This window comes from Methylobacterium sp. UNC378MF (genome assembly GCF_900103195.1).
Taxonomy (GTDB): Bacteria; Pseudomonadota; Alphaproteobacteria; order Rhizobiales; family Beijerinckiaceae; genus Methylobacterium.
The window spans coordinates 125,183-138,742 of record NZ_FMWU01000002.1 but is presented as its reverse complement, the minus strand read 5'-3'; the positions used below and the strand labels follow the sequence as shown (position 1 = coordinate 138,742).

The 13,560-nt window shown below is 71.2% G+C and carries 11 protein-coding genes; 8 read left to right on the top strand and 3 right to left on the bottom strand.

Features of this window, described 5'->3' with window-relative positions; translation table 11 throughout:
- Positions 1–85 precede the first annotated feature (85 nt).
- The 3 genes from BLT59_RS02525 to cysN are packed head-to-tail and all read left to right on the top strand — an operon-like array spanning position 86 to position 3,263.
- Positions 86–910, top strand: coding sequence for a phosphoadenylyl-sulfate reductase (locus tag BLT59_RS02525; RefSeq protein WP_091776136.1), 825 nt, complete (start codon positions 86–88; stop codon positions 908–910).
- Entirely contained in the window at positions 907–1,857 is a 951-nt protein-coding gene (gene cysD / locus BLT59_RS02520) for a sulfate adenylyltransferase subunit CysD (RefSeq protein ID WP_091776133.1), read from the top strand. Before BLT59_RS02525 ends, cysD begins: the two co-directional genes overlap by 4 nt.
- Positions 1,857–3,263 carry a sulfate adenylyltransferase subunit CysN gene (gene cysN, locus BLT59_RS02515; protein WP_091776130.1) on the top strand — a complete coding sequence of 469 codons (1,407 nt, stop codon included), beginning with the start codon at positions 1,857–1,859 and terminating at the stop codon, positions 3,261–3,263. The genes cysD and cysN overlap by 1 nt, the downstream gene beginning before the upstream one ends.
- 168 nt (positions 3,264–3,431) lie before the next feature.
- Here cysN and BLT59_RS02510 read toward each other — a convergent pair whose 3' ends face one another.
- Positions 3,432–4,463: a fumarylacetoacetate hydrolase family protein gene (locus BLT59_RS02510; protein ID WP_091776128.1), complete on the bottom strand. Its 1,032-nt coding sequence runs from the start codon at positions 4,461–4,463 to the stop codon at positions 3,432–3,434.
- Positions 4,464–4,572: 109 nt separating this feature from the next.
- Positions 4,573–5,598: an LLM class flavin-dependent oxidoreductase gene (locus tag BLT59_RS02505; RefSeq protein ID WP_091776125.1), complete on the bottom strand. Its 1,026-nt coding sequence runs from the start codon at positions 5,596–5,598 to the stop codon at positions 4,573–4,575.
- Between the two features lie 189 nt (positions 5,599–5,787).
- On the opposite strand from BLT59_RS02505, the gene BLT59_RS02500 reads away from it, so the two are divergent.
- From BLT59_RS02500 to BLT59_RS02485, 4 genes are all read left to right on the top strand, one after another.
- Complete coding sequence (locus BLT59_RS02500; RefSeq protein WP_091776122.1) at positions 5,788–6,990, top strand: pyridoxal phosphate-dependent aminotransferase; 1,203 nt, start codon at positions 5,788–5,790, stop codon at positions 6,988–6,990.
- Positions 6,991–7,014: 24 nt separating this feature from the next.
- On the top strand, positions 7,015–7,857 hold the full coding sequence (locus BLT59_RS02495) for an NAD(P)-dependent oxidoreductase (protein WP_091776119.1): 843 nt from the start codon (positions 7,015–7,017) through the stop codon (positions 7,855–7,857).
- Positions 7,858–8,280: 423 nt separating this feature from the next.
- Positions 8,281–8,661, top strand: a complete 381-nt coding sequence (locus BLT59_RS02490; protein ID WP_091776116.1) for a hypothetical protein — start codon at positions 8,281–8,283, stop codon at positions 8,659–8,661.
- Between the two features lie 114 nt (positions 8,662–8,775).
- Positions 8,776–9,729: a DMT family transporter gene (locus BLT59_RS02485; RefSeq protein WP_091776113.1), complete on the top strand. Its 954-nt coding sequence runs from the start codon at positions 8,776–8,778 to the stop codon at positions 9,727–9,729.
- Between the two features lie 20 nt (positions 9,730–9,749).
- Here the strand turns inward: BLT59_RS02485 and BLT59_RS02480 are convergent, their stop codons facing one another.
- Positions 9,750–10,019, bottom strand: coding sequence for a hypothetical protein (locus BLT59_RS02480; protein ID WP_091776110.1), 270 nt, complete (start codon positions 10,017–10,019; stop codon positions 9,750–9,752).
- Between the two features lie 333 nt (positions 10,020–10,352).
- On the opposite strand from BLT59_RS02480, the gene ileS reads away from it, so the two are divergent.
- Positions 10,353–13,319, top strand: coding sequence for an isoleucine--tRNA ligase (gene ileS / locus BLT59_RS02475; RefSeq protein WP_091776106.1), 2,967 nt, complete (start codon positions 10,353–10,355; stop codon positions 13,317–13,319).
- Positions 13,320–13,560 lie beyond the last annotated feature (241 nt).

Genomic DNA, 13,560 nt, shown 5'->3' with positions numbered 1-13,560 from the left:
GGTATAGCGAACATTTCGACCGTTCGACAACAGGCACGGCGCGGGCCGTGGCCTTTCCACCACGCGAATCGCGGGACATGGCACGATGACCCGTCCGGACCGACAGACGGCCGAATCCCTGGCGGAACGGCTGTCCGGGCTCGACCTTGCAGGCCGTCTCAACCTGATTGCCGCCGAGATCCCCGGCCGCCTCGTCTTCACGACGAGCCTCGGGGTCGAGGATCAGGCACTGACCCACGCGCTGGCCATGGCTAAGCTCGCCAAGGGGCTCGCCAAGGGCCGCGTCGAGATCGTGACCCTCGATACGGGCCGCCTCTTCGCCGAGACCTACGACGTGTGGACCGAGACCGAATCGGCCTACGGCATCCGAATCACCGCCTATGCACCCGACCGCGCGGCCGCGGAGGATTTCGTGCGCGACGAAGGCATCAACGGCTTCCGGCGCTCGGTGGCCGCCCGGCAGGCCTGCTGCGGCTTCCGCAAGGTCGAGCCGCTAGGCCGCGCGCTTGAAGGTGCAAGCGGCTGGCTCACCGGGCTGCGGGCCGGCCAGTCGGCCAACCGAGCCGAGACGCCGCTCGCCGAGTTCGATTCCGGCCGCGGCCTGATCAAGCTGAACCCGCTGGCAGACTGGTCGCGGGCCCAGGTCGACAGCTTCGTGCGCGACAATTTCGTGCCCTACAACGTCCTGCACGATCGCGGCTTCCCGTCGATCGGCTGCGCCCCCTGCACCCGGGCCGTGAGGCTCGGCGAGCCTGAGCGGGCCGGCCGCTGGTGGTGGGAGCAGGAAGAGAAGAAGGAGTGCGGCCTGCACGTCGGACGCCCGATCGCGTCGGTGCAGCCGGGCCAGGAGCCCGCCGCCTTCGAGACCACCTCGAATCAGACAGCCCGCCAGCCGGAGTTCGCCCGATGAGCGCCGCCCTCGCCGCTGCCGTGCAGCCGAGCGCCCCTGCCCCCACCGACCGCCTCAGCCACCTCAAGCGGCTGGAGGCCGAGAGCATCCACATCTTCCGGGAGACGGTCGCCGAGACCGAGAACCCGGTGATGCTCTACTCGATCGGCAAGGATTCCTCGGTGCTGCTGCACCTCGCCCTCAAGGCCTTCGCGCCCGGGCGGCTGCCGTTCCCGCTGCTGCACGTCGACACGACGTGGAAGTTCCGCGAGATGATCGCCTTCCGCGACGCCCGCGCGAAGGAACTGGGCCTCGACCTGCTGATCCACACCAACCCGGACGGGCTCGCCCGCGGCGTCGGGCCGGTGAGCCACGGCTCGGAGGTCCACACTGACGTGATGAAGACGCAGGCCCTGCGGCAGGCGCTGGACAAGCACAAGTTCGATGCCGCCTTCGGGGGCGCCCGCCGCGACGAGGAGGCGAGCCGCGCCAAGGAGCGGATCATCTCCCTGCGCACCGCGCAGCACCGCTGGGACCCGAAGCGCCAGCGCGCCGAGCCCTGGCACCTCTACAATCTCAAGAAGAAGCGCGGCGAGTCCCTGCGGGTCTTCCCGTTGTCGAACTGGACCGAACTCGATATCTGGCTCTATATCGAACAGGAAAACATTCCAATCGTGCCGCTCTACTTCGCCAAGGAGCGGCCGGTGGTCGAGCGGGACGGCCAGCTCATCATGGTCGACGACGAGCGCCTGCCGCTCGCGCCCGGCGAGACCCCGCAGCAGCGCCTCGTCCGCTTCCGCACGCTCGGCTGCTACCCGCTCACCGGCGCGGTGGAGAGCGACGCCGCGACGCTGCCCGAGATCATCGGCGAGACGCTCGCCGCCCGCACCTCGGAGCGGCAGGGCAGGGTGATCGACAAGGACGGGGCCGGCGCCATGGAGCGCAAGAAGCAGGAGGGCTATTTCTGATGACGCTCCACCAGGCTCCCACGGCCTTCACCGACCGGGCCTCCGGCTACGCGGCGTTCCTGACCGCCCATCGCAACAAGGCGGTGCTGCGCTTCATCGCCTGCGGCTCGGTGGATGACGGCAAGTCGACCCTGATCGGGCGGCTCCTGCACGACACCAAGCAGATCTTCGACGACCAGATCTCGGCGCTCCAGCGCGACTCGCGCAAGCACGGGACGCAGGGGCAGGAGATGGACCTCGCGCTGCTGGTGGACGGACTCCAGGCCGAGCGCGAGCAGGGCATCACCATCGACGTCGCCTACCGGTTCTTCTCCACCGACAAGCGCTCCTTCATCGTGGCCGATACCCCCGGCCACGAGCAGTACACCCGCAACATGGCCACCGGCGCCTCGACGGCCGACGTGGCGGTGATCCTGGTGGACGCCCGCCAGGGCCTGACCCGCCAGACGCGGCGCCACGCGCTGCTGGTCTCCAATCTCGGGATCCGCCGGGTCGTGCTGGCGGTGAACAAGATGGACCTCGCCGGCTGGGCGCAGGGCACCTTCGACGGCATCGTGTCGGGGTTCTCGGACTTCGCCCGCGGGCTGAACTTCGCCGAGGTCAAGGCGATCCCGCTCTCGGCCAAGAACGGCGACAACGTCGTGGACGCGGGCGTCGCGGCGCCCTGGTACACGGGCGGCACCCTGCTCCACTACCTCGAGACCGTGCCGGTCCACGCGGAGGCGCTCAACGCGCCGTTCCGGATGGCGGTGCAGTGGGTCAACCGGCCCAATTCCGAGTTCCGCGGCTACAGCGGCCGGATCGCCAGCGGCCGGGTGCGGCCGGGCGACTCGGTCACGGTCCAGCCCTCCGGCCGGACCTCCACGGTGGCGCGGATCTACACCGCCGACGGCGACCTGCCCGAGGCCGGCGAGGACGAGTCGGTGACGCTGGTGCTCGCCGATCAGATCGACGCCTCGCGCGGCCAGGTGATCGTGGCCACCGACGCGCCGATGCGGGTCGCCGAGACCCTCGACGCCCGCCTGTTCTGGGCGGCCGAGACCGATTTGAGCCCGGGTGCCAGCCTGTTCGCCAAGATCGGCACCGCTACGGTCACCGCGACCGTGGAGCGGATCGTCTCGCGCATCGATCCTGAGACCGGCAAGCCCGGCCCGGCGGAGCGCCTGTCGGCGAACGACATCGCCGACGTGTCCCTGCGCCTCGATCGCCCCGTGGCGATCGACGCCTACGCGGAGAACCGCGAGACCGGCAGCCTGATCCTGATCGACCGCGAGACCACCGACACGGCGGCCCTCGGGCTGGTCCTGGCGCCTACGGCGGAGGCTGCGCCGGCCACGGCGCCCGGTGCGAAGCCCGCGGAAGGGGCCGGGTTCCTCGCCCGCCTCAGTCGCCTGTTCGGGCGCTGAGGACGACCTGAGCACCCTGGCCGTTCTCAGGCGATGGCTGCGACAGTGCCGTCCTTGCGAGCGGAGCGAAGCAATCCAGCCGGCGCGACGACTCCCGCCGCCGCGCCGCCCTGGGTCACTTCGCTGCGCTCGTGATGACGGTGCGAGGCGCATCGCACGGACGGCGGATCAGACCAGCCTGAAGCGCAGTTCGCCGAGCCCTTCCAGTTCCGACACGATCTCGTCGCCGGGCTTCAGCCACGCCCGGTCCTTGCGCGGGATCTTCTCGCCGAAGATCACCCCCTGCGGCGTGCCCGTGTAGAAAATGTCCCCTGGCCGGATCGTCATCATCTTCGACGCGAAGCTGATGAGCTGGCGGCAGTTGAAGATCATGTCGCTGGTGTTCCAGTCCTGGCGCACCTGGCCGTTGACCAGCGTCTTCAGCTTGAGGTTGTTCGGGTCCTTCACCCGGTCGGCGGTGACGAGGTAGGGGCCGAGCGGGGCGAACCCGTCGGAGGTCTTCCCGATCATGAACTGCGAGGTCAGCGTCTGGAGATCCCGGGCGCTGAAATCGTTGCCCGTGCAGTAGCCGGCGAGATAATCGAGGGCATCCGCCTCGGAGACGTTCCGGCACTCGCGGCCGAACACCATCACCAGTTCGGTCTCATAGTCGAATTCCCGCGCCGCCTGGGTCGGCAGCGCGATCGTGCCGCCGTGGTGGTTCAGGGCGTTGTTGTACTTGTTGAACAGCGGCGGGTCCTTGGGGATCGGCGTGCCGGTCTCCTCCGCGTGGTGGCGGTAGTTGAAGCCCATCATGATGATCTTCTCGGGCCGCGTGACCACCGGCGCGTAGGCGATGCCGGATCCCGCCAGCACGAAGCGCCCGTCAGGGGCGGCCTCGACCGCGTCGATCAGCGCCCGCAGAGCCGGGCCGCGCCCGTTCTGCAGCAGGTCGTCCATGTCGGCGGGAACCGGCATCCCGAGGGCCCGGCCCGCGGCGGCGACGTCGAGCACACCGTCCTCCGTCTTCACGCCCAGGGCGTAGCCGTCGCCGCGGCGCATGTTGAGGAGGACCATGTCCCGAGGCATGCCGACGGCCGGCGCCCCCGCCGGCGTGGTCTTGGGCGCCGCATTCCGCTCCTCGGCGGCCCGGGCCGGCGCCGCCGCCGCGGCGGCGAGGCCCGCGGCCGTGGTGGCCAGGAATTCGCGTCGGTTGCCCATGCTTGGCTCTCCTCCGGTCGGCCCGTCTGTTCGCGGGCGTGATCCGAACGGGAGCCTGCACGGCCGGCGGCGGCGGCGCCAGGACCCGCCGCGGGCGCCGGGTGACGGCTCAGGCCGCCTGTGAGGCGGCGCCGAGCCCCCAGGCCCGCGCCAGCAGCGCGTAGGATTCGTGCCGCGCCGCCTGGTCGGGGATCGCCGAGACGATCATCAGCTCGTCGGCCTGCGTGCGCGCGACCATGTCGGCGAGCCGGGTCCGCAGGGTCTCCGGGCCGCCCACGTGCAGGCGGTCGCGGCCCCGCTCGATCTGCATCCGCTCGCCGTCGGAATACGGGTAGTCCAGCGCCTCGGCGAGACTCGGCAGCGGCCGGTACTCGCCCCGTTCCCGGCGCAGGGTCGCCAGCCGCGCGCTGGCGGCCAGCCGCTCGGCCTCCGCGTCCGTGGGGGCGCAGATTGCCGCCACCGCCAGGATCGCGTGGGGCTTCGCGCCGAGCCGCGTCGGTCGGAACCGGTTCCGGTAATCCAGCATCGGCGGCTCCGCGGGCATCCCGGAGAAGTGCTGCGCGAAGCCGAAGCCGCAGCCGATCTCGCCGGCGAGCCGGGCGCTGTAATCGGAGGAGCCGAGCAGGAAGATCGGCGGCAGCGGCACCCCCGCGGGGCTCGCCTCGATCCGCGCGAACGGGTGACCCTCCGGGAAGCCGCCGTCCCAGAACAGCAATTCCTGCAGGCGGTCGAGGAAGTCGTCGCCCCCGCCCTCCCCCGGTGCCTCGCGGCGGCGCAGAGCCCGGGCGGTGAGACCGTCGGTGCCCGGCGCGCGCCCGAGACCCAGGTCGATCCGGCCCGGGAACAGGGCCTCCAGCACCCGGAAGCGCTCGGCCACCATCAGCGGCGCGTGGTTCGGCAGCATGATCCCGCCCGAGCCGACCCGGAGATTGCGGGTCGCGGCGGCGATCTGGCCGATCATGATCTCGGGCGCCGGGCTCGCCACGTTGGGGAGCGCGTGGTGCTCGGCAAGCCAGTAGCGCCGGTAGCCGAGGCCGTCGACGTGGCGGGCGAGCGCCAGGGTGTCGTGCAGCGCCTGCGCCGGGGTCGAATCGGCGCTGACGAAGGAGAGGTCGAGGACGGAGAGCGGGGTCATGGGCAGGATCTGGTAACGACGATCCCGCAAAGCGAGGGCGGCCGCGCGGGAGAGACCTGCGCGGCGCGCCGGGTGCGAGCTTCGGCTTCGTGCCGCGCACCGCCTTGCCGGCTCAGCGTCCCGGGCCTAGGGTCCGCCGCGCCGCGGAGAGGCGGCGCCCAACCTCAAAAATCCGGAGCACCGCACGCCATGGCTCTCCTCGCCGACGTCCTCTCGCGGGTGAAGCCGTCCGCGACCATCGTGATGACCCAGAAGGCCCGGGACCTGAAGGCCTCCGGCGTCGACGTCATCAGCCTGTCGGTGGGCGAGCCGGATTTCGACACGCCCGAGCACATCAAGCAGGCGGCGATCGACGCGATCCACCGCAACGAGACCCGCTACCCGCCGGTCTCCGGCATCGTGCCCCTGCGCGAGGCGATCGTGCGCAAGTTCAAGCGCGAGAACGGGCTCGACTTCAAGGTCTCGCAGACGATCGTGGGCACCGGCGGCAAGCAGGTGCTGTACAACGCGTTCCTCGCCACCCTGAACCCCGGCGACGAGGTGGTGATCCCCCGCCCCTACTGGGTGTCCTACCCGGAGATGGTCGGCCTGTGCGGCGGCACGCCGGTCTTCGCCGATACCGACATGGCGCACGGCTTCAAGCTCCAGCCCGAGGAGCTCGACCGGGTCCTGACCCCGAAGACCAAGTGGATCGTCCTCAACTCGCCCTCGAACCCGTCGGGCGCCGCCTATTCCCGTGACGAGATGAAGGCGCTGACCGACGTGCTGCTCCGCTATCCGGACGTGCACATCCTCACCGACGACATCTACGAGCACCTAACCTACGGCGATTTCGCGTTCGTCACCCCGGCCCAGGTCGAGCCGCAGCTCCTCGAGCGGACGCTGACCATGAACGGCGTCTCGAAGGGCTACGCCATGACCGGCTGGCGCATCGGCTACGCGGCCGGGCCGGAGAAGCTCATCAAGGCGATGGATTTCGTCCAGGGCCAGCAGACCTCCGGCGCCAGCACGATCGCGCAATGGGCCGCGGTCGCCGCCCTCGACGGTCCCCAGGATCACCTCGCCACGTTCCGGGCGGCCTTCCAGGGGCGGCGCGATCTCGTCGTGTCGATGCTCAATCAGACCAACGGCCTGACCTGCCCGACGCCCGAGGGCGCGTTCTACGTCTACCCGTCCTGCGCGGCGTTGATCGGCAAGAAGACCGAGGCCGGCAAGACCATCGAGACCGACGAGGACTTCGTCATGGAGCTGCTCCAGGCCGAGGGCGTGGCCGCGGTCCACGGCTCGGCCTTCGGGCTCGGGCCGAACCTGCGCATCTCCTACGCGACGTCGAACGCGGTGCTGGAGGAAGCCTGCCGGCGCATCCAGCGCTTCTGCGGCTCGCTGCGGTAGCAACCGAAAGCCCGGAGGCGTCCCGTGCCCACCGTCGCGGTGATCGCCCCGGGCGCCATGGGCAGCGCCCTCGGGGCCCGGCTCGCCGAGCACGGGGCCCGGGTGCTGACCTCCCTCGACGGGCGCGGGCCTGCGAGCCGGGCCCGCGCCGAGGCGGCCGGCATGGTGCACGCCGCCGAAGCGGACCTCGCCGCCGCGGATCTCCTGCTCGCGATCGTGCCGCCCGCCGACGCGGAGGCGCTGGCCCGTCGACTCGCGCCCGCCCTCGCGGCGGCCCCGCGCAAGCCGGTCTATATCGACGCCAACGCCGTCAGCCCGGAAACGGTCGGGCGCATCGCCGGGATCGTCGCGGCCACCGGCGCGCCGTTCCTCGACGGCGCGATCCTGGGCCTGCCGCCGAAGCCCGGCGCCAAGGGACCGCGCGTCTACGTCTCGGGGCCTGACACGGCCCCGGCCCTGGTCCTGCGCCACCTCGGCCTCGACCTGCGCGTCTGCCCCGGCGACGTCGGCGCGGCCTCCAGCCTCAAGATGAGCTATGCCGGCCTCAACAAGGGTCTCACGGCGCTGGCCGCGCTCATGATCCTCGCCGCCGAGCGCGCCGGCGCCGGCGCGGCGCTGCTGGCCGAACTCGCCGAGAACGAGCCGGCGCTCCTCGCCCGGTTCGCCAAGGGCCTGCCCGACATGGCGCCGAAGGCCTATCGCTGGGCGCCCGAGATGGAGGAGATCGCCGGGTTCCTCGGGCCCGACGCGGCCGGGCGGCAGGTCTTCGCCGGCTATGCCGAGCTCTACCGTCGCCTCGCCGCGGAGGACGGCGCGGCCGAGATCGCCGCGCTGATACGCTTCGCCGCGGCCGCGGCGGAGCGCTGATCGCCGCGGGGGCCGCCGAAACGGCTCCGCCTCTGTTGCCGGCTCGGCTGTCACCCTCTACACGGGCTGTCCCCAGCGGCCGATGCGCCTGAAGGTTTCGCGAGCCCGCTCGGGCCTGCATGGCGGCGGGGTCGGCAGTGACGGGGCGGTCCGGACCAGTTCTCTGGGCCGTTCCTGTGAGGCTCAGTGGGCCGAGTTGCTGCAGGAGTGTCGGGAACGCGGGGAACAGGAACCGCGGGTCCGGCGCATGGCCCACACAAGTCCCGGTCGAGCGCGCAATCCGGCCTGAACAGGTCACGGCCTGCCCCGTTCCGGGACAGTGTCTGCTGCGGCTGTTGCGGCTTCGTTCACGCTCCTGCGCGATGATGTGTCGGGGCCGGGGATCCGGTTCCGCGTAACCGCGTTCTTTCGGGCCTGACGACCATGCGAGCCCTGCTCACCAGCGGCATCAAGGCGATCCTCGGCATCGCCGCGCTCTCCACCGCCGCCCACTGGACTTTGCGCGTGCAGCGCGAATCCGCGGTGCCCGTCGCGACGGCGAGCTTGGCCGACCCGGCCGCGACCGGTTCCATCGAGCCGCGCCGCGTCGAGCGTGCCGCCGCGCCGGCTCCCACTTCCGCGCCGGCCTCCGTGTCGGCGCCGGTTCCGGTGGCCGCGCGCGCGCCTGCGGGGCTCGACCAGTCGCATCTGGCCGCCCTGATCGCCGGCGCGACGCCGTCCAAGCCGAAGCTTGCCAAGACCGCGACCAAGACCGCATCCGCCGAGAAGACGCCCTCTGCCGAGAAGGCCGCGGTGAGGCGCTGAGGTCAGCGCCGACCCGGGCGACGGTGCCGGCTGCATGGTTCCCCTGCGCGGCGGCGGATACCGGCGCGGCGCAGGGCGTGGCAGGAAGCCGGCCTCTACCGAGATTGGTCAGGCATGAGCACGCAGGTCGCGACCTCCGTCCCCGATGACAGCGCTTCCGCGCGCGCTGCTCCGGAGGCCGACCTCGCCGGCCGCCGGCGGATCATCGGCATCGCCCTGATGTGCGGTGCTGTCGCCTTCTTCGCCAGCCTCGATGCCTGCGGCAAGACCCTGGCGCGGGCCGGCGTCGACCCGCTGGTCACCACCTTCATGCGCTACGCGGCGAGCGTCGCCATGATCTCGCTGTTCATCAACCCGGTGCGCACGCCGGGCGTCGTGAAGAGCCGGCGCCTGCCGCTGCAGATCGCGCGCTCCCTGTTGCTCTTTGCCTCCACGGCGCTGAACTTCCTGGCCCTGCGCTATCTGCAACTCGCCGAGACGATCTCGATCCAGTTCGCTGCGCCGCTCACCGTGGCGCTGCTCGCCGGGCCGCTGCTCGGCGAATGGTCCTCCCGTGCGCGGCTGGCTGCGATCGGTGTCGGCTTTCTGGGGGTGCTGGTGATCGTGCGGCCCGGCATCGGCGGGATGCATCCCGCCGCTTTGCTCTGCGTGGCCAACGTTGTGGTCTACGCCTTCTACGCGATCATCACGCGCAAGCTCGCCGCCTACGACTCGACCGCCACGACCATGTTCTACACGGGCCTCGCGGGCCTCGCGCTGATGGCCCCGCTCCTGCCCTGGATCTGGACGAGCCCGGCGAGCCTGACCCACTGGGCGCTGCTGTTCGGGGTGGCGCTCTTCGGGACGCTGGGCCACTGGCTGCTGGTGATGGCCCATGCCCGGGCCCCTGCGAACGTGCTGGCGCCGTTCATCTACACGCAGCTGCTCTGGTCGGTGACGTTGGGCTTCCTGCTGTTCGGCGACGTCCCGAGCCGCTGGACCGTGGCGGGGGCCATGATCGTCGTCGGCTCTGGCCTCTACCTCCTGGCGCAGGAGACGATTCGCCGGGAGGCGCGGCCGGCCGCCTGAGGCGGCCGGCTCAAATCAGCTTAGCGGCCGAGGCGCTCCTGGCGCTCCATCCGCTCCTCGCGGCGGTTCTCGCGGGCACGCCGGGCCGGATCCGGATCGGTGCCAAGCACGCCGCCGACCGTGCCGGTGGCCGCGCCCACCGCGCCGCCGACGACCCCGCCCACCGGGCCGGCCGCGGCCGAGCCGTCCTCGACGCCGCGCTGTGCGCCGCGGGCCGTGCCCTGGGCCTGCGCGGCACCCGCGAAGGCGATCGGCGCGAGGGCGAGGGTCGCGATCAGAAGCTTCTTCATGGGTGTACTCCTGTGAGTCGGTCTGGGTCTGCTCCGCCCCCGTTGCCCGGGCGGAGGGTGTGACCATCAACGGTTCAGGCGCCGAAAGGTCTCATGCGATCTGACGGGCGCGTGATCCGCGCTGCCGCTGGCCTCGGGCCGGGGCGGCTGGTAGAGAACGCGTCATGCACGCTTCGCGCGCCCTGCGCGGCCCCGGCCGCCCGATCCGAATTACCGGCCCGGCCTCCGCCTGAGGGCCCGCTTCGGCGCGGCCGCGCGGAGGTCCGGGATCCTCCTGCCGCCTGACCCGATTCCGCCGGCCTGCGGCCGGCCCGACCGCCGATGCGAGACCCGATGACCACCCCCGAGACTGCGCCCGCCCGCGACTATTCCAAGACCCTGTTCCTGCCGCAGACCGAGTTCCCGATGCGCGCCGGCCTGCCGGTCCGCGAGCCGCTCTTCATCGAGCGCTGGAAGCAGATGGACCTCTACGGCAAGCTGCGCGCCCGCGGTCAGGGCCGGCCAAAATTCGTGCTCCACGACGGTCCGCCCTACGCCAACGGCAACATCCACATCGGCACGGCGCTCAACAAGATCCTCAAGGACGTGGTGGTCCGTTCGCAGACCGCCCTCGGCTTCGATGCCAACTACGTCCCGGGCTGGGACTGTCACGGCCTGCCGATCGAGTGGAAGATCGAGGAGCAGTACCGCGCCAAGGGCCGCAACAAGGACGACGTGCCGGTGATCGAGTTCCGGCAGGAATGCCGGACCTTCGCGGCCCAATGGCTCGACGTGCAGCGCGAGGAGTTCAAGCGCCTCGGCGTCACCGGCGACTGGGACCATCCCTACGCCACCATGGCCTTCCCGGCCGAGGCGGTGATCGCCGACGAGCTCATGAAGTTCTCGATGAGCGGCCAGCTCTATCGCGGCTCCAAGCCGGTGATGTGGTCGGTGGTCGAGAAGACCGCGCTCGCCGAGGCAGAGGTCGAGTACGAGGAGCACGTCAGCGACACGGTGTTCGTGGCCTTCCCGATCCGCTCCGGCGCCGAGGGCGACCTGGCGGCGGCCCGGGTGGTGATCTGGACGACCACGCCCTGGACGATCCCCGGCAACCGCGCCGTCGCGTTCTCGAAGAAGATCGCCTACGGCCTGTACCGGGTCACGGAGGCGCCGGCCGACAACTGGGCGACCCCCGGCCAGACCTACGTGCTCGCCGACAGCCTGGCCGCGACCGTGTTCAAGGCTGCCCGGGTCGACGCGTTTGCGCGCGTCGGCGACGTGCGCCCCGAGGCGCTCGCCGGCCTGACCCTGGACCATCCTCTGGCCGAGCGCGGCTACGGCTTCGCCGTGCCGATGCTCGACGGCGACCACGTCACGGATGAATCCGGCACGGGCTTCGTCCACACGGCGCCGAGCCACGGCCGCGAGGATTTCGAGCTCTGGATGGCCAATGGCCGGCTGCTGCGCGAGCGCGGCATCGACGCGACCATCCCCTACACGGTCGATGCCGACAGCGTGCTCACGGAGGCCGCCCCGGGCTTCACCGGCACCCGCGTGCTCACCGCCAAGGGCGAGAAGGGCGACGCCAACAAGGCGGTCATCGCCGCGCTGACGGAGGCCGGAGCGCTGATCGCCCGCGGGGTGCTGCGCCACCAGTACCCGCATTCCTGGCGCTCCAAGAAGCCGGTGATCTTCCGCAACACCCCGCAATGGTTCATCGCCATGGACCGGCCGGTGGATTCGCTCGGCAACCGGACGCTCCGCGAGGTGTCGCTCCAGGGCATCGACGACACCCAATGGGTGCCGACTCAGGGCAAGAACCGCATCACCGGCATGGTCGCCAACCGGCCGGACTGGGTGGTCTCGCGCCAGCGCGCCTGGGGCGTGCCGATCACCGTGTTCGTCCACCGCGAGACGACCGAGATCCTGAAGGATGAGCGGGTCAACGCCCGCATCCGCGACGCCTTCGCGGCGGAGGGCGCCGACGCGTGGTTCCGGGACGACGCCGCGAAGCGGTTTCTGGCGCCGGACCACGACCCCGCTGCCTACGAGAAGGTCACCGACGTCCTCGACGTCTGGTTCGATTCGGGCTCAACCCACGCCTTCGTGCTGGACGATCCCGAGGCCTTCCCGGGCCTGGCCGGTGTCACGCGCGTCCGCGACGGCGGGCAGGACCGGGTGATGTACCTAGAGGGGTCCGACCAGCACCGCGGCTGGTTCCAGTCCTCGCTTCTCGAATCGGCCGGCACGCGCGGCCGGGCCCCCTACGACGTCGTCCTGACCCACGGCTTCGTGCTCGACGGCAAGGGCCTGAAGATGTCGAAGTCGAAGGGCAACGTCGTCGCGCCGCAGAGCATCATCAAGGATTCCGGCGCTGACATCCTGCGCCTGTGGGTCGCCGCCTCCGACTACACCGACGACCTGCGCATCGGCCCGGAGATCATCAAGACGTTTGCCGAGACCTACCGGAAGCTGCGCAACTCCCTGCGCTGGATGCTCGGCTCCCTGGCGCACCGGGTGCCGGGCGACGATGTGGCGTACGAAAACATGCCGGAGCTGGAGCGGCTGATCCTGCACCGGCTGGCCGAGCTCGACGGTGAGATCCGCGAGGCCTACGCGACCTTCGATACCAAGCGGGTGGTGGCGCTGCTCAACGGCTTCATGACCGGCGACCTGTCGTCGTTCTACTTCGACGTGCGCAAGGACGCCCTGTACTGCGACCCGATCTCGTCGGTGCGTCGCCGGGCGGCGCTGCAGGTGATCGACGAGGCCTTCCGGCGGGTGACGGTCTGGCTCGCCCCGGTGCTCGCCTTCACGGCCGAGGAGGCGTGGCTCGACCGCTACCCGTCCGAGGACGGCTCGGTGCATCTTCAGACCCTGCCGGAGACCCCGGCGGACTGGCTCGACGCCCCCCTCGCGGAGCGCTGGCACAAGATCCGGCGGGTCCGGCGTGTCGTCACCGGCGCCCTGGAGATCGAGCGCGCGGCCAAGCGCATCGGCGCGAGTCTGGAGGCGGCGCCGCAAGTCTACATTGCGGATCCCGAGCTGCTCGCGGCGCTCGAGGGCTGCGACTTTGCCGATACCTGCATCACTTCGGACATCTCCGTGGTGGCGGGCGCCGGACCGGCCGAGGCCTTCCGCCTCGACGAGGTGCGCGGCGTCGCCGTGGTGCCGAGCCCGGCCGAGGGCCGCAAATGCGCTCGCTCCTGGCGGGTCAGCCCGAGCGTGGGCAGCGATCCGGACTATCCGGAGGTGACGCCCCGCGACGCCCAGGCCCTGCGCGAGTGGGACAGGGCGCATCCGGAGGCGAGCGCGGCGTGAGGAGGGTCGCGACGGTGCTCTCTCCCCCCCCTCTTCGGGGGGGCGTGGCTCTCGCGCCAGCGAGGGTCGGGTCGGGACGTAGTCCCGCAAGGGGGGAGCCCGGCTTCCGGATGCGGCGCGACCGTTTTGAAGCCCACAGCCATTTTCTGCACCGTCGCCCCCCTCTCCCCCCCGCTGCTCAGGGCACCCTCCCCCGAGCGGGCTCGCGGAATCACACATCGGCTCCGACCACACCGGCTCA